The organism is Anaerophaga thermohalophila DSM 12881 (genome assembly GCF_000191885.1).
Taxonomy (GTDB): domain Bacteria; phylum Bacteroidota; class Bacteroidia; order Bacteroidales; family Marinilabiliaceae; genus Anaerophaga; species Anaerophaga thermohalophila.
The window spans coordinates 126,480-147,751 of the sequence record NZ_AEWI01000001.1; the positions used below are offsets into that span (position 1 = coordinate 126,480).

At 43.1% G+C, this 21,272-nt stretch carries 34 protein-coding genes; 4 read left to right on the top strand and 30 right to left on the bottom strand.

Annotation, left to right across the window (positions count from 1 at the left end):
- Window positions 1–19: 19 nt before the first annotated feature.
- The 26 genes from ATH1_RS0100565 to ATH1_RS0100700 form a co-directional block, all read right to left on the bottom strand.
- On the bottom strand, window positions 20–1,099 hold the full coding sequence (locus tag ATH1_RS0100565) for a phage terminase large subunit family protein (protein ID WP_010416102.1): 1,080 nt from the start codon (window positions 1,097–1,099) through the stop codon (window positions 20–22).
- A gap of 22 nt (window positions 1,100–1,121) precedes the next feature.
- Window positions 1,122–1,418, bottom strand: coding sequence for a hypothetical protein (locus tag ATH1_RS0100570; protein ID WP_010416104.1), 297 nt, complete (start codon window positions 1,416–1,418; stop codon window positions 1,122–1,124).
- A 64-nt stretch (window positions 1,419–1,482) separates the two neighbouring features.
- Window positions 1,483–2,100, bottom strand: a complete 618-nt coding sequence (locus tag ATH1_RS0100575; RefSeq protein WP_010416107.1) for a hypothetical protein — start codon at window positions 2,098–2,100, stop codon at window positions 1,483–1,485.
- A 1-nt stretch (window position 2,101) separates the two neighbouring features.
- On the bottom strand, window positions 2,102–2,383 hold the full coding sequence (locus ATH1_RS22680) for an S-adenosylmethionine decarboxylase family protein (RefSeq protein WP_029163884.1): 282 nt from the start codon (window positions 2,381–2,383) through the stop codon (window positions 2,102–2,104).
- Complete coding sequence (locus ATH1_RS0100585) at window positions 2,310–3,857, bottom strand: DNA methyltransferase (protein WP_010416110.1); 1,548 nt, start codon at window positions 3,855–3,857, stop codon at window positions 2,310–2,312. Before ATH1_RS0100585 ends, ATH1_RS22680 begins: the two co-directional genes overlap by 74 nt.
- A gap of 53 nt (window positions 3,858–3,910) precedes the next feature.
- Window positions 3,911–4,276 (bottom strand): PDDEXK family nuclease, encoded by a 366-nt coding sequence (locus ATH1_RS0100590; RefSeq protein ID WP_010416113.1) that lies wholly within the window; start codon window positions 4,274–4,276, stop codon window positions 3,911–3,913.
- 132 nt (window positions 4,277–4,408) lie between these two features.
- Window positions 4,409–4,900, bottom strand: a complete 492-nt coding sequence (locus ATH1_RS0100595) for an META domain-containing protein (RefSeq protein ID WP_010416116.1) — start codon at window positions 4,898–4,900, stop codon at window positions 4,409–4,411.
- 50 nt (window positions 4,901–4,950) lie between these two features.
- On the bottom strand, window positions 4,951–5,217 hold the full coding sequence (locus ATH1_RS0100600; protein WP_010416120.1) for a hypothetical protein: 267 nt from the start codon (window positions 5,215–5,217) through the stop codon (window positions 4,951–4,953).
- A complete protein-coding gene (locus ATH1_RS21335; protein WP_010416123.1) occupies window positions 5,210–5,371 on the bottom strand; it encodes a hypothetical protein in 162 nt (53 codons plus the stop codon). The genes ATH1_RS0100600 and ATH1_RS21335 overlap by 8 nt, the downstream gene beginning before the upstream one ends.
- A gap of 7 nt (window positions 5,372–5,378) precedes the next feature.
- Window positions 5,379–5,861 (bottom strand): hypothetical protein, encoded by a 483-nt coding sequence (locus ATH1_RS0100610; RefSeq protein WP_010416125.1) that lies wholly within the window; start codon window positions 5,859–5,861, stop codon window positions 5,379–5,381.
- Between the two features lie 14 nt (window positions 5,862–5,875).
- The gene (locus ATH1_RS20260) at window positions 5,876–6,211 is read right to left on the bottom strand and encodes a hypothetical protein (RefSeq protein WP_081467407.1); all 336 of its coding nucleotides are present in this window, start codon (window positions 6,209–6,211) and stop codon (window positions 5,876–5,878) included.
- A gap of 313 nt (window positions 6,212–6,524) precedes the next feature.
- A complete protein-coding gene (locus ATH1_RS22410) occupies window positions 6,525–6,653 on the bottom strand; it encodes a hypothetical protein (protein WP_010416131.1) in 129 nt (42 codons plus the stop codon).
- A 23-nt stretch (window positions 6,654–6,676) separates the two neighbouring features.
- Window positions 6,677–7,174 carry a class I SAM-dependent methyltransferase gene (locus ATH1_RS0100630; protein ID WP_010416135.1) on the bottom strand — a complete coding sequence of 166 codons (498 nt, stop codon included), beginning with the start codon at window positions 7,172–7,174 and terminating at the stop codon, window positions 6,677–6,679.
- A gap of 297 nt (window positions 7,175–7,471) precedes the next feature.
- On the bottom strand, window positions 7,472–7,918 hold the full coding sequence (locus ATH1_RS0100635; protein ID WP_010416137.1) for a single-stranded DNA-binding protein: 447 nt from the start codon (window positions 7,916–7,918) through the stop codon (window positions 7,472–7,474).
- A gap of 50 nt (window positions 7,919–7,968) precedes the next feature.
- A complete protein-coding gene (locus tag ATH1_RS0100640; RefSeq protein WP_010416141.1) occupies window positions 7,969–8,685 on the bottom strand; it encodes a DUF2303 family protein in 717 nt (238 codons plus the stop codon).
- 48 nt (window positions 8,686–8,733) lie between these two features.
- Entirely contained in the window at window positions 8,734–9,165 is a 432-nt protein-coding gene (locus tag ATH1_RS0100645; protein ID WP_010416143.1) for a hypothetical protein, read from the bottom strand.
- Between the two features lie 27 nt (window positions 9,166–9,192).
- Complete coding sequence (locus ATH1_RS0100650; RefSeq protein WP_139035160.1) at window positions 9,193–9,639, bottom strand: hypothetical protein; 447 nt, start codon at window positions 9,637–9,639, stop codon at window positions 9,193–9,195.
- A 282-nt stretch (window positions 9,640–9,921) separates the two neighbouring features.
- Window positions 9,922–10,587, bottom strand: coding sequence for a hypothetical protein (locus tag ATH1_RS0100660; RefSeq protein ID WP_211208047.1), 666 nt, complete (start codon window positions 10,585–10,587; stop codon window positions 9,922–9,924).
- 228 nt (window positions 10,588–10,815) lie between these two features.
- On the bottom strand, window positions 10,816–11,520 hold the full coding sequence (locus ATH1_RS19990; protein ID WP_010416153.1) for a helix-turn-helix domain-containing protein: 705 nt from the start codon (window positions 11,518–11,520) through the stop codon (window positions 10,816–10,818).
- A gap of 57 nt (window positions 11,521–11,577) precedes the next feature.
- Window positions 11,578–12,201, bottom strand: coding sequence for a phage antirepressor KilAC domain-containing protein (locus ATH1_RS0100670; RefSeq protein ID WP_010416156.1), 624 nt, complete (start codon window positions 12,199–12,201; stop codon window positions 11,578–11,580).
- A 62-nt stretch (window positions 12,202–12,263) separates the two neighbouring features.
- Window positions 12,264–13,214 (bottom strand): YqaJ viral recombinase family nuclease, encoded by a 951-nt coding sequence (locus ATH1_RS0100675; RefSeq protein WP_010416159.1) that lies wholly within the window; start codon window positions 13,212–13,214, stop codon window positions 12,264–12,266.
- 53 nt (window positions 13,215–13,267) lie between these two features.
- The gene (locus tag ATH1_RS18705) at window positions 13,268–14,203 is read right to left on the bottom strand and encodes a recombinase RecT (RefSeq protein WP_010416161.1); all 936 of its coding nucleotides are present in this window, start codon (window positions 14,201–14,203) and stop codon (window positions 13,268–13,270) included.
- 25 nt (window positions 14,204–14,228) lie between these two features.
- Window positions 14,229–14,426 carry a helix-turn-helix domain-containing protein gene (locus ATH1_RS0100685; protein ID WP_010416164.1) on the bottom strand — a complete coding sequence of 66 codons (198 nt, stop codon included), beginning with the start codon at window positions 14,424–14,426 and terminating at the stop codon, window positions 14,229–14,231.
- Window positions 14,427–14,428: 2 nt separating this feature from the next.
- Window positions 14,429–14,665 carry a hypothetical protein gene (locus tag ATH1_RS0100690; RefSeq protein WP_010416166.1) on the bottom strand — a complete coding sequence of 79 codons (237 nt, stop codon included), beginning with the start codon at window positions 14,663–14,665 and terminating at the stop codon, window positions 14,429–14,431.
- Entirely contained in the window at window positions 14,655–14,897 is a 243-nt protein-coding gene (locus ATH1_RS0100695; RefSeq protein ID WP_010416168.1) for a hypothetical protein, read from the bottom strand. The genes ATH1_RS0100690 and ATH1_RS0100695 overlap by 11 nt, the downstream gene beginning before the upstream one ends.
- An 11-nt stretch (window positions 14,898–14,908) precedes the next feature.
- Complete coding sequence (locus ATH1_RS0100700) at window positions 14,909–15,118, bottom strand: helix-turn-helix domain-containing protein (RefSeq protein ID WP_010416171.1); 210 nt, start codon at window positions 15,116–15,118, stop codon at window positions 14,909–14,911.
- A gap of 156 nt (window positions 15,119–15,274) precedes the next feature.
- Here ATH1_RS0100700 and ATH1_RS18710 point away from each other — a divergent pair, with 156 nt between their 5' ends.
- The 3 genes from ATH1_RS18710 (at window position 15,275) to ATH1_RS0100710 (ending at window position 16,376) form a co-directional block, all read left to right on the top strand.
- Window positions 15,275–15,754 (top strand): helix-turn-helix transcriptional regulator, encoded by a 480-nt coding sequence (locus tag ATH1_RS18710; protein ID WP_010416178.1) that lies wholly within the window; start codon window positions 15,275–15,277, stop codon window positions 15,752–15,754.
- Between the two features lie 159 nt (window positions 15,755–15,913).
- Window positions 15,914–16,150, top strand: a complete 237-nt coding sequence (locus ATH1_RS20985) for a hypothetical protein (RefSeq protein ID WP_139035162.1) — start codon at window positions 15,914–15,916, stop codon at window positions 16,148–16,150.
- Complete coding sequence (locus ATH1_RS0100710; RefSeq protein WP_010416185.1) at window positions 16,116–16,376, top strand: hypothetical protein; 261 nt, start codon at window positions 16,116–16,118, stop codon at window positions 16,374–16,376. Before ATH1_RS20985 ends, ATH1_RS0100710 begins: the two co-directional genes overlap by 35 nt.
- A 282-nt stretch (window positions 16,377–16,658) precedes the next feature.
- Here ATH1_RS0100710 and ATH1_RS0100715 read toward each other — a convergent pair whose 3' ends face one another.
- Entirely contained in the window at window positions 16,659–17,774 is a 1,116-nt protein-coding gene (locus ATH1_RS0100715) for a hypothetical protein (protein ID WP_010416188.1), read from the bottom strand.
- 182 nt (window positions 17,775–17,956) lie between these two features.
- Here ATH1_RS0100715 and ATH1_RS0100720 point away from each other — a divergent pair, with 182 nt between their 5' ends.
- Complete coding sequence (locus ATH1_RS0100720) at window positions 17,957–19,177, top strand: hypothetical protein (protein ID WP_010416190.1); 1,221 nt, start codon at window positions 17,957–17,959, stop codon at window positions 19,175–19,177.
- Here ATH1_RS0100720 and ATH1_RS0100725 read toward each other — a convergent pair whose 3' ends face one another.
- From ATH1_RS0100725 to ATH1_RS0100735, 3 genes are all read right to left on the bottom strand, one after another.
- Entirely contained in the window at window positions 19,178–20,092 is a 915-nt protein-coding gene (locus tag ATH1_RS0100725) for a patatin-like phospholipase family protein (RefSeq protein WP_010416192.1), read from the bottom strand.
- Between the two features lie 184 nt (window positions 20,093–20,276).
- The gene (locus tag ATH1_RS0100730) at window positions 20,277–20,471 is read right to left on the bottom strand and encodes a hypothetical protein (protein ID WP_010416195.1); all 195 of its coding nucleotides are present in this window, start codon (window positions 20,469–20,471) and stop codon (window positions 20,277–20,279) included.
- Between the two features lie 466 nt (window positions 20,472–20,937).
- Window positions 20,938–21,219, bottom strand: a complete 282-nt coding sequence (locus ATH1_RS0100735) for a hypothetical protein (protein WP_010416197.1) — start codon at window positions 21,217–21,219, stop codon at window positions 20,938–20,940.
- Window positions 21,220–21,272 lie beyond the last annotated feature (53 nt).

Sequence of the window (21,272 nt, forward strand, 5' to 3'; positions counted from 1 at the left end):
CTTCTGTGTGTTTGTGTTTTTAGAATAATCCTAATTCATCGGCGTTTACCTCTGTAGTAACCACCGGTTTATTTTTCAAGTGGTAATCAATAGCGTAACAGAGGATATCCACGTACTCATCGTGTGATTTGTTTGGAAAACCGCAAACCTCTGTGATGAACTCTTCAATCCAGTCGCTGTCGGGGTCATCGACCAGATAAACGCGTCCGGCCTCAATCTTTGGAGACGCCGCATTTAAGCGCGTTTCTTTGCTGTCATTTGGAGAGGGGGTGCTGGTCACGTTCAACTCGGTTGCTTCCCGGAGCTGGTCAATAACCGAAATCCCGTTTGCTTTTGGCTCTATGCGGATTGTGCTTTCATCTGTGTAACCGTTTTTAAGAGCGTATTTTTTTATGAAGCGTATAAGGTCAGGAAATTTCAATCTGACCTTGGCCCCGTTAACGATGTAAAGGTCATTCCCGATTTTACACGTTGCGATAATTCCCGTAGGGTCGTTCTCTGTCTTTTCGGTGTATGCAGTATCAGCAAAAAAAGTAATCGTTTGTCCTCGCCAGAGTTCACGAAAACGGGCGCGTGAAATAACATTGAACCACTCCCTTTTCACGATGTTACCACTATCAGCAACGGGGGATTGGTTATATTGCCCCGCATAAGCCCTGGAGCCGAGGTCGGTCAGCGCTTCATCCAGAACGGCCCGATTTAATCTTATTGGGTCAAGAAAGCCATTAATGTAATTGTTGCGTAACTCTTCTGGCTGAACGTCCCCGGTGGCTTCCGCCGGTAGGCAGATGTGTTTGATTCTGTCCTTTTTCTTTTTAAGAAGATAGCCTGTCACGTCCTCTTCATGGAGGCGTTGCATTATTGTAATTGTCGGGGTGTTCTCTTTATTCACCTTACGGCTGGCAAGCGTTTTCGTGTGTTCATTTGCCGTTTCCCTGAGTGCCTCGGAGGAAGACTGAGCCGGGTTTTGCGGATCGTCGTTAATGATTACATGGGCATGCTTCCCTGTAATGGTTCCCCCGGTGGAGGTTGCATACCGGGCCCCGGTGGCTGTGTTCTCATACGAACTCTTTCCGGCCTTATCGCGGCGTATAACCACGTCCGGGAACAGTAAGCGGTATTTATCCGATGTGATAATATCGCGGCTTTTTTACGGCGTGTTCGATAGCCAGGTCGCCGGAATAAGAGTTTGTAATGATTCGGATGCTCGGGTCTTGCGTCCACAACCACGCCGGAAACATGATTGTTGTAATGGTTGATTTTGTGGTTCCCGGGGGAATGTTAACGATAAGGTCGTAAGGCTTCTTTGAGCGTGCAACGATTGATTTACTGAGCTTTTGCAACTCATTACACAAGTACTCAATATGCCAGTTAAAAACCGGTTCCTCCCGGATAATAACGCCCCAGAAGCTCTTCACAAACTCATAAAGTGATTTTGTGCAAGCCTCGCGTTCTATCTCAGTTAAAACCGCTCTCGATATTTTAAATTTCTGGCTCAATGTTGCGTGCTACCTCTAATAATTGCTTTTTTACTTCCTCTGAATAGCCGGAAATATCAACCGTTACCTTGGCCCCCTCTAATGGTTCCCCGTTTGCGCCTGTTAACTCTCTTTTTTCAGGTGCATACAGACCAAGCAACTTCCGGCGCTCTTCAAGCTGTTTCCTTATTTCTGCCATAATGGAAACGTCGCCAATATTGACAACCTGTTTTTCCACGCGCTCAACGTTAACGGTTCTTATTTCTCCGTTCCCGCCGCGCCCCCTGTGAGGTGCCCCCCGGCGTTTCTCTTCGGTGCGGGTAAAATCCTGCTTTGATTTTTCCCACTGCTCCCAGAGCTCCTGCAAAATGTTATCAATGCGGGCCAATTCTAACTGGATGGCTTGGTCGGTGTCCTCAATGCGGGCCTCGCGCCATTCTTTTAAAAGGGCCTGTATATCGTCGTGTACAGACCGGGTGGAACAACTTTTGATGTCTAACCGGCGCTTTACCTCTTTGCAGATTTGCCGGATGCTGTACCCCTTACGGTAAAGCTCGGCAACGATTTCGCGCCGAGCTTCCCGCTTCTGTCTTGCTACTTGTGTTTTTCTTGGGACAGACATTTTAATTCATGTTTTCAGTTAGTTCAATAAAGCGGCTGAAAAAAGCCCTATTGCAACTCGACATCTCAAAATAGGTTTTCCCATCTTCCGGGAATGTGTGTATCGCGAAATGACTTTCTGCCAGTAACCAGAGCGCCGTGTACCCCTCCGGTTTGAAGTGGTGTTCGGTAAAATCTAAAACGGTGTGCCCCGTCTCTTGGAGGATTTTATCAAAACTCTGTTTCAGCCTCTTCGGGTTCGTCTCCGAAATCCACTCTGAATGATTCCAAATCTTGCTCGTCATACTCAATGATTTTAAAATTGTCTTTAATGTGTTTGGGGTCGCCTTTGTAAAAAACCAGTATGTTTTGATGAACCTTTACCACCTTTCGCGATTCCATCGCTTTGGCTGCTCTGAGGGCGCTGTTTGCTGTCTGCTCCAATAGTATGATTTCGTTGTAAAGGGGGGCGCCGGCCTCTTTGAATGTTCGTTTCAGGTCGTCTATCATATTGTAATAAAACCCGGTTTTTTTATTCCGAACGTCGCCGATAACAACCACAGCGAAACGGTTTTCTTTGAGGCATTTTAACGATTCCGTAAAGGCATTTTTAAGAATGTGAATAAAATCTTCATAACTATCCTGATTTGAAGCATCCTTTGGGTCGTCACTGTAAACCTCTAAATCGAAGTAAGGAGGGCAACTGAAAAGTAAGTCTTGTGATTCCGGCTCAATATATTTAGCGACATTTTGCCCGTCGTCATTAATATACTTTGCAGTCATACCTTCAACCCTCTCATTGTTTAACCGTGCTTGCTCGGGTCGTAATTCAATTCCCGTAAAATTAAACCCCTCATGGGCTGCAACATATCCAAAAACGCTGTCCCCGGCGAAACAATCAAAGACATTGCCGCCATCAACACCGAACCACTTACATACAATCTCCGCCATAACAGGGTCAAGGATTGAAACACCTGTGGCAGTCACTTTCTTTTCAGCCTTCCGCTTCTCTTCCTCTGAAACATACTTCTCTAAGTATTCTTTGAATGAAATTCCCAATTTCTGACGGTGGGCTCTGGTCTTTTGATACAGGTCTTTATATTTAAGCTCAATCGACTTAATTAGAGTGTCGTTGCGGCTTTCTCCGTTGTCGCCGATAATCGCCCGCCATGCTTTTTTGCGTTTTTGCCATTCGCCTCGCCTTGAATCAAGAATAGAAAATGGAGGGACAATAAAACGCTCTCTAAGAACCCCGGCTGAAGACTCCCTCTTTTCAATATCTGCTCCCTCTCCTTCATCTTCTGTCTGCCAGACGTCAAGTCCCCAATCTTCGAGCTCTTTTTCATCCCATTCGTTTGAAAGCATGTCCATGTCCCATTCCCCGAAACCAACATTGTCTTTAATGATAAACTCGCGCTTTTCCTGCTCTGACAGGTCGCTCGCATTCATCACAATAGCATGCGGGTTTGCCAGCCAGGCAGACCAATAGTTTTTCAATTCAATCTGTTCGGCCTCGGTTTTCTTTTTAAAATCAGCCAATCCAGACAAACGGAAAGCAACCTCTTCCGGGGTCATTTCTGAAATATAGCTAAGTGCCCGGTATCGCATATTCCCTCCCAGCGCAACGTATTGTTCATTGACGACAATAGGGCGGAGGGCCAGCATTTTAGGAAATACAAGGATTGAATCAACCAGTTTTTCAAACTTGTGTTCCTTAATTAGTCGCGGGTTTGCGTTGTTTGTGGAAATCTGTGATAAACGTAAAGTCGTTGTTTCCATTAATTGAGTTTTTTTAGCGTATTTAACGCGATAAAATTACAAAAAAGTGCTTACTATGTAAGCATTTCCTTTAATGTGCTTTTTTGAGTTCCGGCCCGAATTTCAGCCCTTCGCTGTTTGACTGTCTCCCCGATAATTTTTAGCGTTTCACTTTTCATTTTCATTTCAGGGGTGAAGCGCAAGAGCAACCAACCCATTGAGGCAGCAGTGTTGTATTTTTCAATGTCCTTGATAAATCCAGCACCCCGGGTGTGTCGGCCATGTGTCCAGACGCCGCCCTCGATTTCGATTGCAATTTTATAGGCTGGTATTGCATAATCGAAGCGCCAACGCCGGGTTGGGTGAAACTTCAATTCAGCGACAGCCTCCACGTCTAAATCGGCTTTCAAAACAGAAGTGAACAGGTCTTTTTTTCTCATACAACAAAGATAACGAAAAGTGCATATACCATAAGCACTCGTTTAACTCAATAGCGTTTATCTGGGTGGCAGGCATAAAAAAACCCCCGGGGCTATTCCCGAGGGTCTGTCTGTTTTAATTTGTTCCGTGTTTTATTGCTTTTTTACACCTGTTATTTTTAGTTCAACAAAGTCTTCACTTGAATCTAATTCATAAATGAGGCCCGGAAACATCATTTCGGCATCTATCCCGAAGTTCGCATCGACCCATTCGCTCCCCTCTTTGATTGGAAGCCCTGCAATATAAGAGAAAACCCCTTTTGCAGATTCGCCCCAAGAATTTGTTTCATCGAGAATGGAAACTTCTATTTCTGTTACTTCTTTATCGCCTGAACCTACAAATAAGACATAGAGGTCTGTTGAACCAGTCTTTTGGCGGGCCATCCATCGAGAACGGGTTTTTTCGAAGTCGGTTGATGTTTGAAATCCCTTTTCATACAATCGCTCGATTACTTCATTGGCTTCGATACCGGGGATTGAATAGGCTGGTTCCCCGTTCACTGATACAAGATTCTGTTCTGGCTTAATGCAGCCTGTGAGGCTTAATAAAAGCGCAAAGATTGATAAACTGATAAACTGCTTCATTATTGATAAGTTTTTAAAAATTTGATGCCAAAAATAGCAAAATATAGGCGTTAACCATTCTTGCATCTGTGGTAAATAACTCTTTGAACAGGCTCGTAGCCTAATTTATAGGAGTCTCCAAAGATTGATGTTCCCATAAATTTGTCGTGTTTGATATTGTGAGCGTTTACGGTTCTCTCCAACCCTTGATAAATGATTGCGTCGCCGTCCCAAAGACCGCGTTCAATAAGGGCTATCATCCACGTCCAAACACTCCCGGAGTAATCCTCCGGGGGTATGGCGGGAATCATTTCTTCCTGTCTCTTCTTTTTACTCATTGTTTGCTTTTTTTATTGCGTTCTCTAATACTTCAAGCGTGACATCATCGACGGAGCCTCTGATAATATCGGCCCGGCCCATATTGCAGGCCCTTAAAAGGTCAGGCGCGGCGGCTATCAGGTGTGCGTCCATTGGTCTGTAAATGCTTTCCATCAAAATTTTATGAGATTATTTTCTGTAATGTAATTCGCTGAATGACTTCCACCCGATTTCGGTAAACTGCTTTGAATAAACCTCCCCCCCGGGGCTTGATAGGCTGCCAGCCTTGGTCGCAAAATAGGCGGTAATGCCATACTTCATTTTCGCGGCCCTCTTTGCTGTATGGAGGCTCGGCCCAAAGTAACTTCCTTTGCCACCCAAACAGCCCCGCAAGGACTTCATTGAGGGCCTTTCGGTTGCGGCCCCCGGGGAAAGATATTGACAAGTGATAGCACCTTTCATACTCGGGATTCTTCCACCACCCGCCAGAGTGATAGCCCGTGTCCCGGGTAAATACAATGATGCAATCATAGTGAGGGAGAAACCACCGGCAAGAGTTTAAATAGGTGTTCATCCCGTCGCCCGTAAAAATGCCTGTTTCCGCTGCTTGGCGTATCATTTTAAAGGCTTCCGCTTTCGGGAGGTTGTGATTGATAACGTTCATTCGGTTCGCTTTTATTAAAATTTCAGTTTAAATTGGCCTTTTAGGCGTGCCTTGCGGCGCGTTTCCTGTCGATGCTTCATGTAGTATCTGTTGTAGCATCTTTGACAGAGAAAAGCCAAGTTTTCATTATCGCAATTCTCGGGGGTGTGGTCGAGGTGTGCAACGGTGCAAATTATTTTTATAGCGCCGTCCTCGTCTGGCAGACAAAGCTCCCGGGTCAGGCGGTGGATATATGAATGATTTACCACACCACACCACTCGCATTTGTCCCCGGCTCTTTCGCGTATCTTGGCTCTTATATCTGGCCAGTTATCCGGGTATCTGTTCCGGTTTTCTGGTTTTATTGGCATACATTAAAAGATTAAAGCCACCCCGGGGAAGAGGGGCGGCCAGTGATTAAATTACCATAAAATTTCCTTTCAGCTCGCCTTTGCTCCCTTTTTAGCGCTTAATAACCTTTTTACCAGCCCTTAAAACAATTTTTGAAAAGGTCTGTAAATTCTGTGAGGTTTTAACAAGATGGTCGCTGACCATTTCGATATAACCGAAAAGCACAATAAACGCCAGCGCTGTAAATACGCCTGATTCGTGAATTATACCAGCCCCGGCGCCCACAACATGCAATATACCGCATGTCTTTTATCGTAGCTGTTAGCAACAAGGCTACTTAGCCATTATTAAGGCTATTTTCAGGATTGTACTTTCGATAACCTCTAACACAATCGTAATGAAAAAGGCAATACAAGCCCCAACTACAATACCTTCCCATTTTTCTTTGATAAATTCTTTCATAATTTCTTTGATTTACGGCCGCCTTACATTTTCATAAAGGTCATCCATATTGTTTGTGAATTTCGACCAGTTGTATGACCAAACAAAGGTTTTGCACTAATAACTTCAATTATTTTACTAACCTTTATCTGATTTTCATTCCATTTGAATATCAACACCCCGTTTGGTTTTAAGACGCGCATGCATTCGTCAAAACCGGCTTTTAAATCCGCTTCCCATGTAGGTAGTAAATATCCGTATTTTAAAGCCAGCCAACTTTTTTTGCCTAAAGACTTCAGATGTGGCGGGTCAAAAACTACAAGATTGAAGGTGTTATCATCAAAAGGCATATCAGTAAAATCCATCTTAATATCAGGGTTTATTTCCAATGCCCTTCCATCACATAACGTATGCCTTTCAGTTCTTTTGTCAGCAAATAAAACATCTGGATTGTCTTTATCAAACCACATCATTTTGCTTCCACATGTAGCATCTAATATATTGCGGCCGACGCTATTTTTTATTTTTTTACTTTCGTTCATACCTGAAAAATTTATTTAAAATCACGCCACGACGGCATATTGCTTACACGTTATAAACCATATTTATGCTCACATTCTATCTCCTGTTTTATTGTCATAGGTTTTGGACATGGTTCGTTACATCGTGGACAATACATAATTATAAGTTTTAATTTCTGGCTACTCTATTAGGTTTTCGCCACACCCTGTTTTATTTTTAATCGCATCAAAGTTTGTGCTATATTTCCACACGGCTCATATACATGTCTGTTGTGATGTATTAAACGACACCACAACATACACGCGGCACGTCATGTGCTAAAAGGGAAATCCATCCTCCCCGTCGCTGTTTGAAGCGGAATATCCGGGTTCATCGGGTGCCGGTGTTCGCGGTGTATTTGCCGTTGTGTTCTGGTCGCTGCCAGACCTGTTACCACCCCCGAGCATCCTCATGTTTTCAGCAATGATTTCGGTAACATACCGGGTTTCGTTGTTTTTATCAGTGTAAGAACGTGTACGTATTTTGCCCTCAATCAATAGTTTGGAGCCTTTCCTTACCCACTGTTCAGCCACCGAGACAAGGCCGTTTGACAGCCTTATGTTGTGCCAGTGCGTCCGTTCTGGTATCTGCTTGCCGTCCCGGGTGGTAAACGCCCTTTCGGATGTTGCCAGCCGGAATCTTGCCGCCTTTCCGCCGTTGTCGAAGTTTGTTATCTCGGGGTCTGTGCCAACATTACCCACAATAATTATCTTGTTAAAACTCATAAAAAAGTGATTTTTAAGGGACGCCGGGTCAGAGCCCGGGCCCGTGTTTATTACTGTTCAATAATTACGATTTCATTGTTTGTGACTTCGTTAATCTTACGCAATTCTTCATCAATAATTCGGTTTACTGATTCATCAAGGCGCTCCTGTGCATCCGGGGAGACGAGCTGAACATCAAAGGTGCTTGCGTTCACATAGATTTCGACCTTTATTTCCTCTTTATTTTCCCCTTTAAAGAGCGGAAGCAGGAGCGTTATTTCTGCCGGTATGTTATTGCTTATTACCTGTTGACTAATGGCGTATCGCATTTCCCCCCGGTTATTGTCTGATTTTTCCAGCTCGTTTTTGGTTTTAACTTTTATATTTGACAGTTCACTTGCCAGTTTCATAGCTTCCGCCTTGTTTGGGAATGCGGCCCGGTTCATTTTGATAAACTCTGCCAGCTCCTTAGCGCCGTATTCAGTGCCGGTGTTGATGTTCCATTTTTCAAACTCAGGACTAATCAATAGGCGCCCGGTGATCTTGGTTCTGTAGTAATTTCTTTCATCGCAAACCAGGCGAATTTCCCTGGCATCGCGATTTACCATTATATGGCTCCATTCCGGTCGGTATTCAGGTTGTTTATAGCGGTTTGCGAGGAAGCGAGAGACAGCGCTAATTGTCCCGCTCAAAATCAGCGGTTCTGGCTCTCTCAGTGGCAAGGCATCGCCTTTTCTGATTGTTACTTCGCCGTTTTCGCTTACAATGTTCATTTTAAATTCTTCCATATTGTTAAAAATTTAGGCCCCGGGGCTGGCCGGGGCGCTGGTTAAAAATTATTCTTCGTCAAAAGTCCCGGTTCTTTGTGCTGTCATTATTGACAGCTGGCGCTCTTCCGGCATTAGTGGTCGCTTGGTAATGAAAGTACCATCCTCGGCGTAAATCTCCATCATTCCGGCCTCTTGGTCGTCCATCAGATATACTGTCCCGGTGGTGGTTATTGAGCCAAATTGAACGGCTTGCGCGGCTTCGTTTCTTTTTGCTTCGTTTTCCTTTATGCGGTCGCTGTATTCCTTTTTTATCTCTTTCAGCCTTTTCCGGTCGCGCTGAATGCTTATCGTGGTTTCGACCAGCTGTTTTTGATAGACCTTAATTTCATCTTCGCTGAGGGGCTTTTGGTACATTTCATCTTCCTTTACCGCATAGGCGTTGTCTTGAAGCATTGTTTTTCGCTGTGCCAATGGCACATCCTGAAATAGTGAACTCATGTTCTGTGTGTTTTGTGTGTTAAAAAATTATACTGTTTGTGGTTTCATTGACTCTTTAAAGCCGGCGATATTTTTAACCGCGCTGATTGCTTTCAGCCATTGTTCATCGCTTGATATTGTTGCCGTTGCATTCACAAGGTCAAAAATGCGATCTGCCTCAATATCCATCAATTCTTCCGGGTCGTCGTGGTATGGGTCTGCTCTGATATACTTCCTAAATACTTCATTCAGTTCGTAACCAGCGCGAACGTATTTATTCATAATCTGTTTGAGTTTGAAAGCCAGAGCCGGGTTGTCCCTGACCAGCGCCACATAACGCATTGTGACTTCCTGTAATACGATGATAAATGTTAAATAAAGGTCAAGCCTCACTTCATCTGCCGGGGTCAATTGTTTACGCGGTCTTCTTTTTGCTCTTGCCGCCTTTCGGGCGGCCCTTTTTAATTTTTGTTCTCTTGTTAATTTCATTTGCATTTAAATTTAAAATTGTCTCCAGTTTTTTTGCACTTATTCGGTGTTTGCGGCTGACCAGCTTAACAAGGGATTTTAGCTTTTTGCTATCCCATTTCGGTCGCTCTCTGTTAAACTCTTCGCAAGCTATCGCGACGCGCCTCACTGATTCCGGCGTCGGCCGGACTCCGCATAACTCATACTCTCCGAAATGGTCAGGCCCTTTTGATGCGTAATGTTGGCCTCTTCCATACTCCGGGGAAAATGTGATTAATTGCCCGTTTCTTTGGTGATAAATCAAATCATTCATCGCTTTGAATCTCCTTTTAAGAAAATGATATTGTAAAACTTAAATCGGTCGGCAAGACGGCCGTATTCATCGTCAAAATACTCGATAAGCTGCTTCGGGGTGAGATTCGTTGTTAGGTGGGTAAACTTTCGGCGCTGTTCCCAAATTTCAGTCCGGGCATGCAAAAAATCTTCGATTAGGATTTTCGTATCTGTCCCGAAATGGGTGTGTGTTTTCAGCCCGATGTCGTTCAAACAAATGTTTACCGGGTTGCCCTCAAAGGTTCGGGAGTTTTCTTCGTTGTAGGTGTATCGGTCGAGGTGGTTGTTAATCTTGTAATAATTCACCATTTGCGTAACGGATAAATTTGCATATCCACGAGGGTTTCGTGTGCGTTTGAGGTATTCCTCAAAAACCCGCATCAGAAAGGTTTTTCCAACGCCGACTTTGCCGCAAATGATTAAATTTTTGTGAATCTTGTATTGCTTTTCAGGCATAACCTGTTCAGCCTCCCGGAGCCCGTTAAAATAATACAGAAGGAAGCGAAGAATTTCGCCGTTTTCGCCTATCTCAAAGGTCTTTCCCTCCGGGGCCAGCAATTCATTTGCTATTTCAACAAGTAAGTTAGAATGATACGCATAAGCGCGGGAGTTTCTGTCGTCATTGTAAACTTCAATTTCCATAAAAACCCATTTTCGTTTTGCGCTGGCAAATATAAACAAAATGTTTATTTAAAACCCCCGGGATGCTTATTTTTTATTAGCAACTCTGTTTATATCAAAAAACGTTTTAAGGGATGTATTTTGCTTTAAAAAGAAATAATGCGAAGATTTGCCCGGGATAGTATATTTAATCGCTTTAATAACCCTGTAAAGCTCAAAAAAAAGCAAGTCCCGGCCCGGTTTTGATTTTTAATTAAAGGGGTTTGTTTCGTAATCTGCATCAGAAGGAGGAGAAAGTGGGCCAGAGGCGCCGCCCTGTTTTTTAGGGCCCGGGGGGCTGTCTTTTTCCCATGTCCGAACGGCTGCTTTCCAGTCTTTCATTTTGTTTTTGCCGACCATCCAGCCCTTTGATTGGTAAAAGTCGTGCCAGCGCTTAGGGTCAACGTTATTATTCCGCTCTTTGCAATACGCGATAACTTCATCCAGTGAGGGAGGGGTAAAAGTGCGCGATTTTTTTCGCGCGCCCCCTATACTATCTTCTTTCTTTCTTTCATTCTTTTCATTCTTGTTTGTTGCCCCTGCTGTGCCCTCGCTGTGCCCCTGCTGTGCCCCTGCTTTGCCCTCTTCTGTGCCCTCTTTTTCTTCGCGGGCCTGATAATCCTCATATTTACAGACAGTTATCTTTGTCCAAGCCTTGCCCCTTTGTGTGCCCAATTCTCCGGTTTTTTCTAATTTTTTTATAGAGTTTCTAACTTGTTTTATTGACAGCCCGGTTTCCTCTGCCAGCTTTGAAAGAGACGTTATTAAACTCCCTGTTTCAATCATCTCCCCGCGCCATTTCTTCGGGGCGTGGTTGGCCCGTAAAAGCACATGAATAAACAGAACCTTTACCGGCAAGTCATCATACCATTCCCACTCCAAGAGTGAGCGGTGCATTTTAATCCATCCGTCCATAAATAACCAAATTGTTTATATCGCGAATTACGTCAATTCTTCCTGTTTGTTAAAATATCAATCCATTTTCGCCAGCTCTTCGCGCAACCAGAGGGCCCCTTTGTGAGTTAATTTCGTTGTGTATGCAATTCTCTGTTTCTCTTCCGGGGTGTGCCTGTCGCCCCGGAAAGGCGCCGTTTCCACCACAAAGAAACCGCTCTTCAGATACCGTTGATATGGTATATTGTTGGGCTGTAAAAACCGCTTTTCTCTGAGCTTTTTGATTAAGGTATTGCGGCCAAGGCGGAACTCCCGGAAGTAGATTTTTGCGAAGTCTCCAAATGTTATATATCTCCCGGGCGTTGATACCTCCGCCGGCTGGTAAACTCTCTTCACTGGCTTTTCTGTTTTCCCCGGGAGGGGGAGCCTGCCAGCCGGGCCCGGGGGGAGGTGTTGGGCCAGGAGTTTTAGCCCTGCGGGATTAATGCTAACGTGTGTTTTCACTTTTCCCAGAATATTGAAAAACTGCTCAATAACCACCGGCGCCGGCTCACTGTCATACATACCGGCCAGAAACCCCTTGTGCTGAATGGTGGTTACCTCACTGAGTTTTGAAAGGTTCCTGATTGCCTCTTCAATGCTTTCGTTTTTCATCCCGGTTATTTCAGCGATTTCCCGGGACGTAAGTGTTTTACTTTTCATCGCTTGAATTATTTATTAATCAAGAAAAAAGGCGCCGTAATTGGCGCCCTTTGTGAGAATGTTTATTTCAGCAAGAAGCGCCGAGATGGTGTCGATTCTTTCGTATATTGCTTCCACAACTCCGGCTGGTCTGCTTTAAATGATTTTTCATCAAATCGAAGGGATGCTTTAGGGGCTTTCCATGTCGCAATTTTTCGCCCGGCATATTCCATCGCCTCAGCGTCGCCAAAGCCCATTTTCAGGGTTTCTTCCAGTTCCTTTTTCCGGGTCTCCAGTTCTTTCATCTGGGCTTTTAAACCGGTCAACTCTTCATAGGCTTTCAGGTGCGTTTCTGTTGCCTCAATAACCTTTCCATCAGTATGTTTAAAATATTTCAGAGCCACGTCGCCAGCGTTAATTGGCTCCGGCTCTTTCTTGCCTATAATGTTATCAACCCAAAATTTATCCACCTCCTCAATCATCCATCCGTAAAACTCAGGGTCAAAAGCAAACTCGGCATATCCGAAATCAGTGCCAGTAACAAGCCACGCCAAAGCGCCCTGCTCCATTTCAGCCGTCCCCAATTGATATTGAAGCTGGCAAAACCAAGTTTTAGGAAGGTCGTCCGGGTCAATAGGCATCCGGGTTGTCTTGCATTCAAGAATACCTTTTTGCTTCCAATCCCGGGTATTTTTCGTTGCTCCATCCAGCCAATATGTCCGGTCGGGCGATACCCTACGGTGTTGATGTTCTTTGTTGATAAACAGCCAGTCCCCTGCGCTGGCCTTAATTACCTCTTTACCTGTTTCATACTCCCACATCTGAGAAACGGCGTCCTCGAGGTAATGGCCCGCCCGCATTGCGAAATTCATCTCCTTCGGAGGGTCAATGCCGAGCTTGCGGCGCCAAAGCTGGTAAGGGGTTTCCCATTTGTTTACGCCTAAAATTGTGCCCACCTCTGAGCTTCCAATGCCTTTCTCGCGGTGTTTCAACCATTCGTTTCTGTCTTTCGGTCTGAGGATTATTGTTGCCATAATTAAAAGATTTTAGCCCCGGGCCAGAGCCGCCCGGGGGAGTGTGTTAATGATTATTTACCTTGTTGATTTTCAGAAGTGCTTTCGCTTTGGCTTTTTGGGGCTGAATTCAATACTTCGCCTGTCTCCGGGTCAACTATTTCAGCATCTTCGTAATGAATATTCTCAGCACTTACACGGCCTGAGTTAAAATCTTCTGGCTTCAATACCGCTTCATCTGTGGCGAGGTCTGTCTGAGTGTCGATGTTCAGCGGGAGGTATTTCGATAGTTGTTTCATCGCTTTTCCCTTTGCCATTGCCTCGTAATCAGTGGCCCAAGCTCCTTTTGGGGCCCCCTTTTGCATCGGGTTTCGCATTCTTAGTCGCTCCACGTCTGATTTGCTTAATACCACGAAGTTATATCCGCCGTCGGTAAACTGGCATACGGCGTAAACGTGGGTCAGTGGCTTGGAGCTGTCAAAGTTTGGCTTGTGTTTCAGGTCTGGATTTAACCCGAATGTCGCTTCAAATTCATCGCCCTCTCTGACCACTTCCGCGTAAACCATCTTTACGCGGCCAGAGCGCCGAGCCAGCTCAATAAAGCCCTTGTAACCAATCTGGAATTGCACGTCCTTACCATAAGGCACGAAATAACAGTAGCCGAGCGCCTCCACCGGTGGGAAGCCTAAAATTGAGGCTTGCATTACGGCCCCCAAAAGTGAGGCCGGAGTGCATTTCGCAATAGCCGGGTTTCTGTGAATGGTCGTTGCTGCCATCTGGATTACTCGGTCGGCGGTCAGGTGTTTGGGGAGAGCCGCTGCAATGCGGTTTTCCATTCCTTTCAGGTAATTGCCAATTTCCCCTTGACTTAATCCTTCGAGGCTTCCGGTCTTTGCAACTTTTTGATGCACCGAGAGCCGTTTTGCGGGTGTGTTGTTCCCGTCTGCTGTCTTTGCTGCGGAGGCGCTGCTTTTCATTGCGTCACTCACTTTGCTTGCATTCTCTGTCATAATTGATAAAAATTGGGTTTTAAACTTAATATTGTGATTTCCAATACCTTTTTATTTCCGCCCCGGTATAAAATGCCCTGCCGTTGGTGCGGCGATATCCGGGCTTTATATAACCGGCGATTGTGTGGCGGTGCAATGTTCGCCTGTTAATTTTTAGAACTTCGCTCGTTTCTTTCACTGAGTAGCGTCCTGAATCATTAACTTGTGGTTCTATTGCTGTCATTTTTAAAATGCGTATTCGTCTTTTTCTGTTAATACTTCACCGGTACCATTGCATTCTTCGCAAGTCTCCCGGATTATATCGTTTCTCTCTCCGCGCTGCCATGCTTCAGGGCCCAATTCCACCCCGTCACAGTTAAAAAAGCGCTCTCCGATTCCGTTGCACTCATGGCATTTTTCCAACTCAGGTTCAGGGCCGCATACAGGACACCCGGGCCGCCCGTTACATACTTCACAACTCATTGTTGAATCTTTTTATCATTTCGGCGTCCTTGGCGGTGGATAATAATATCCGCTCGTATTCTGCCACTGTCAGGTCGTGTAATTGTCTTACCATCTGGCCGTCCCGCGTTATCGAAACAGTGCCTTTGTTTATATCAGTCAGAGCGTAGATGTTAGCCCCGAAGCTGTGTCGGGCGGTCATTTTAACGGTGTCGTATTCCACCGTAACATTGATTAATTCGTTTGCTTCCATGCTTTTAAAAATTAATCGTTAAACAATTCATCCACCGGGATATTGGTCATTTCAGCAATGCGCTGTTGTTTCAGTTTATCCGGGCGGCTTGTGCCGTTAATCCATCTATAAACAGTCTCCGGGGTTACCCCGCACTCTTCTGAAAGTTCCCTAACGAACTTTTGCTTAGGCGTTTCACCGTTTCTTCGAGGAATGCTTTTGTAAAAACTTTTTAGTCCCATATTAAAAAAGTGTTAATAAATATTTGCGTTTTGGTTATTTTGTTTACTTTTAACTCGTCAATGATTAATTGACATGATGCAAATATAAACAGTTTGTTTATATACATAAACAAATTGACAATTATTTTTTTTAAGTGTGTGTAAATAATCACGAAAATGTTTGATTTAAAGGCTTTTAGGAAAGATTTTAACATTTCCCAATCTGAAATTTGCTATGTGTTGGATATTGCGCAACCGTATGTATCCGCCATTGAATCGGGTAAGAGACCCCTCAACCGGCAGAAGTTTGAAATGCTATATAAACACTATGGCGATAAAATATTGCCATATAAAAAAAACGATGTGGTAATTATTAATCCCTCGGAGAATCACAAAAATGGTAAGGCGTCTTACAGCGAGGTGCCAGTTTTTCCACTTTCATCTCAAGGGGGTACTATAAAGAATTTCAAAGTGGAATTAGAGAGAATGCCTGTTGAATATCTCGTCACTCCCACTCGGGAGGGCGAACTTGCTCTAACAGTATCCGGAGACGACATGGCGCCAGAATACCCTGCGGGTACCCGGGTAATATTAAAAAAGATAGATGAAAATGCTTTCATTCAGTGGGGAAAAGGCGTTTGTGTTGGATACTATTAACGGGGTTATTTTGAAGCGGCTTATGCCAGCCAGCGATCCTGATAAAATTGTTTGTGAATCAATAAATCCAGCTTATCCACCTTTTGAGGTCAATAGGGCAGATATCAATGGAATTTATCGTGTCCTTTTGGCTCTAAGTGTAAAATAAATAATGTGTGTATGTGTGTACTGTGGCAAGACTATTTGTCCGTAATGACCGATGAAGAGCGCGAAAGTGTGTATCGCGCTCTCTCACTCGGTCAACCTGTAAGACTTGATTATTTCGACGTCTTGAGGTGGGAACAGAAATTAATTTTAAAGCAATGGAGCCTCGACGCCCGGTTTAAAAAATCAATGTCGAAATCTTTAATCCGTTACGACCATGCAAAACAAAGACAGTCAGAAAGTAATCATTAGATTCTTCAAAGCTCTCGAACAACTCAAAGACGACAAAGCCATTCGGGGCAAACAGACTTTCACCCGGAAGTATGGTATTAATCGCCGAAATTTATACTTGCTCGAAAAAGATTATTCACGGGGTATTTTTCAGACAGCTTGGTTGACCTATTTAGTTGTGGATTTTAACGTTTCTGCTTATTGGCTTTTGACGGGAAAAGGAAGCTTTTATTCACCAAAAAATTAATTTTTTCATGCAATTTTCATGCAACTCTATTAAGGTTATTTCTCAACTGCTTGTTTATTATTGGCATATTGTGCCTTCTCTCACGTCTGGGGGGCGTGGGGTCGCGAGTTCGAATCTCGCCATCCCGACAGAAAAAAAAAGGTTAGCATACATAGTTGTGCTAACCTTTTTTTTATTATCAAAAGTTTTTTCTTTATTAAAATGCAGTATATCAAATCCATACAAATCATCTCATATCTAACAATCTATAAATCCTACAATCTATTGAAAGGGTAGTACAAATTATAATTCGGTTTCGCCATCCCATCCGGCAAGACGGGCTAATATCCACCAGAACGCCATGGCTTTGCGATTGGATGTAATATGCTGGCTGTTATGTGAACCGAAAGCAACATCACCACCAGGCGACATTCTGTTTTCCCAGTAATGCACCCCTAACTGGTGTGAATTCTGCCAGTCGGCGTAGAAATTACCTCCATAGCTGTCGGAATTACCATCGTCACCGGCATCTTCCCAGTAATTTCCATCCATATCATGTGTATCTATGCTGTAGTAATCCAGACAGAACTGCTTATTTTCCAAACAATAATCATTAATCAACTCAGCCTGGTTTTTAGGTTTACCTTCGCCTACATTATTGTTTTTGTTGGCATGACCTGTCATAAAAATAAAATGCACAGGAACTTCACGCTTGCCATCACCACTTCCAATTTTGGAACCACCTTCACCATATTCGGATATCAATTGTGTCATGCCCGGCAGATAGTTTCCTTCAACATCGTGATTGGCGATATTACACCACGACCACATAATCACATTTACATGTGCATTATCGGAATCGTCTAAAAAATTTCGGGTAGCTTGTATAAAGGCTGTTTCATTTGCACTTAAATCGGTAGCTTTCTCACCGTCAGCAGCATAATCTTCAAGCGCATAATCGTAAAAGGTCAGTTTTCCGTTTGTCCGTTCATTTCGCGAAACGCCGAAAAGCACATCATCGCCATCTTTATAGTCAATTAAACCAAAAACACCTCTGGAAACATGTGTTCCATGAGATGTGTGCTGATATGCAACATGAAACTCCTCTCTGGCTTTGTTGATGTATTCTTCAGGAATATTCCGCATTACCGTTTCATTGGCAACGTCGTGTCCGGCAATAAATACAGTTCCCTCCGAAGAATTGTCATCGTCTGAAGATGAATCATCATCACTGTCATCACCGGTGTCGTCATCATTACTATCATCGGATGAACTGTCGTCATCATTATCGTCAGAATTTGCATCACCGCTGATATCTTCTGTCAAATCTTCGTTTTCGGGATTCTCATCATCAGAACCTGGAGAGCATCCAAAAAACAGAATCAACAAAACGGCCAGAAAAAAATAGTTAATCTTCATACAATTAAAATTTTGAGATTAGAAAGAATTTCCATATTCACTTATCTTTGCCGTCATCCAAAGATTTCGCTCAAAGTACGACGACTTTGTAATAAAATCAATAGTATAAGTCCACTCTTAATGACTATTTTAGAAGCAGACTTATGTTATCAGGTTTACAATTCTGAAACAGTAACCAAAAGATGATTTCCAGATTATTTCTGTTTAATCCTACAAATGAACTCGCCATAGCCAATGGACAGGTATCCTACATGCCTCCGGCAAACCTGCGCCGCTTTGAGAGTGATCTGGCATCATTGCCCTGGATTCTTTCAGACGAAGATGATTATATTCTTGTCACTCATAAGGAAGGAAATTCACTGAAACATCTATCCGATTATGGATGGAAGATACCATCCATTGTCACCGCTCCCGAAGAAATACCTGAAAAAGTAAGGTTGATATTTTCTCCCTGGGGATGGAGTCCGGCAGTTTATATCAAATTTAAACGTTTCTACCATTTGGCTGCCCCAACGTGGCATACTCATCCTTTAGCCAGGTGGAATGCAAATTCGGCTCAGTTATTGAGTCGTGAAACCGGGTACGCTTTATTAAAAGAAATCGAATTGATCAGAAGAAATTATCCTGACAAATATTCCCAGGTTGAGATTCCATATTTACCTGTTGAAGTAAGCAGCACAGCCAAACTATCGGAAGAATTTCAAAAAACAGAACCGCCGGCTCTGATCAAAACACAATGGAGTGCTTCGGGACGAGGGTTATTCAAAATTCGTGATGAAAAAGACAATCCGGCAGAATCAGACTGGATCAAAGGAATGCTGAAACGTCAGGGAAAATTGTTCATAGAACAGATGCTGCCTAAAATACAGGATGTTTCATTCCAGTTCATGATAGATGATGAAATTGAGTATGTCGGGCACAACTATTTCTATACAGACCCATCCGGTCAATTTGCAGGGTGTGCCATTGGCCCGCCTGAAAACTCATCGTCATATTTCAAAGACCAGGCACAAATATCGGCGGCATTAAAACAGGGAGCAGAAATTGTAAGAGAAGGCCTGATCAGAACAGAAATAAATAAAAACTACAAAGGTCCGGCAGGCGTGGACGGTATCTTTTTCATAAATAAGCAAAAAGAAATGAAGCTCCAGCCATGCCTGGAAATTAATCTACGGTACAATATGGGGCTTGCCAACATCCGCTTAAAAAAAAGAATTCACCCTGAGGCACGTGGCGCATGGAAAACCGGACTTTTTAAACAAGAAAAATGGCAATCATTTTGCAAAAAGAAAACCCAGGCAAATCCGCCTGTTTTTGAAAAAGGCATACTCAGAAAAGGCTTCCTCCCAATGGTTAGCCCTGATGCGGAAAAACTTTTTGGTGCCTGGTTGGACGCAGAATAGCTATATGCCGGCTTCTTCCTCTTCAATCTTGTCTTTTCGCAAAACAGGTGCAAGCTCTTCCTTTATCAGTTTAAGGGCTGCATTATAGCCAACTTCGAAGAGTTCATCCGCTTTATCGAAATCGAGGAAAGTAAATTTTTTCATTTCTTCAGGCTCGATCATAAAATCACACATTTTGCGGCTTTCGACAACATTTTGCTCGATACCAAGACTAAAAGTTCTTTGTGCAATGTCACGCATCCCGTCAAGTTTTTCCATTGGCCCGTTATAATTAACATGAACGCCTATCAAAGTCTGGCATTTATCTTTAATGGCCCCGGCAGGCAAGTTATCAAACAAACCTCCGTCAATGTAAGTTTTTCCATCAATTACTTGTGGTACAAGCATAACAGGAACCGAGCAGGAAGCAATCACATAATCGTAGAGAGGACCACTTTCACCTTTCACTTCATTCTGTCCGTCGCTTATATTGGCAACGGACAAATAAAAAGGTTTTTTAAGAGCAGAAAAATCATCCTGAGGAATCTCTTCTTTCAGTATCCGGCGTACAGCATCCAACTCAAAAAAGCCGTTTTGACCAAACCGCAAAGAAACCATATTATAAATTTTGTCCTTCTTAACCAACTGAAGAATGTGATCGGGACTATGCCCTGCGGCATATAAAACACCAACCAGAGCCCCCATGCTTGTTCCTGATATAATATCAGGAGACATTCCGTTTTCATCAAGGGCTTTCAGCACACCAATATGAGCAAATCCTCTGGCACTCCCACCACTGAGAGCAATCCCAATCTCGTGATTGTACTTATTTTCATTTGATGCCGGTATTATGTCTTCTTCAACCTCGGAACTCTTCTCTTCCTTTTCCTCCTCCGGCTTTTCATTGTGCTTTTTAAACCAGTCAAACAATCCCATGGCAAATGAGTTAAAAAAACAGATAATATGACTCGATTTATTCGACTAATACCCATAATCCGCAAGGAATTGTATAAAAATTTCAAACCTGTGCGGTAATCAGGTAATATAAAATTACAAAAAAGGGAAGAACATCTCACGTCCCTCCCTTTATTTTTTTGTTTCTGAACCGTTAATAACCCAACTATTCAGTACTGTACATTAACAATGCAGAGTATGTATTAATTCCCTGGCTGGAATGAGCTGCATACTCCAGCGCTACAATACTCTCCGGCCCTACCTTTTCTTCTTCAAGAAATTTATTAATCTGATCATCCAGAGACATATCGTAATCATCCAGTCCGGTGTACTGAAAATGTTTTGTAAGTATTTTTTTCATAAAACAGATTTTATTTTTGTTTGAACATTTCTAATTGGTTGTACGCAATAATGGGGTTTTTGATACATTTTATTCCATAAAAAAGAGACTATTTTTAATTGCTGAAAGGAATGCTCTGGATATGTTGTAATTGTATTCTATATTAATAGATGAGCCTGGTCTAAAAAGCGTTTTTATTGCCAAACTCATTATTGTTTTAAATTTTTGAAACGAGCATGACAAAGTTTGCCACTATAAGAACATGTATAAGTTCTTGTATACAAGTTCCATTCGACCTTAATAAACAAAATTTACAAGAATGACTCCTCGTTAACACGAAGTTAACTCTGGTGCAAAAATTTAAACGCCTTGATTTTGACAAAAACAGATATTTCAGAAGCAGACTCATTAATAAAATCCCAAATTACATATAACAAAAAAGGAGCCCCCCGGGGAGGCTCCTCTTTTTGTTGATGCAATGACTACGCTATTTCAATTGGTTGACTGCGTCAACTAACTCAGAGAACTTCTGATGCATTTCTTTTCGTATGCCCTGAAAATATTTCTTCACTTTTTTGGGATCATTTTTCCCATCGGGATGGTTTATTTTCTCTATCAACGAATTACGGAAATCAATTGCATCGGTAACCACTTTCTTAAAATCGTCGTCCTTTATTTCATCGAAAAGCATTTTTCGCACATAAGCTTCGGTAACAATCTCGGAAGCAAGGTAATTTATGTCTTTTTTAAGGTCTCTGATACTTGCCATAACTAATTGTTTAAAGTTTCATGTCAAATTTAATCCTTTTTGTGGTGTAATTC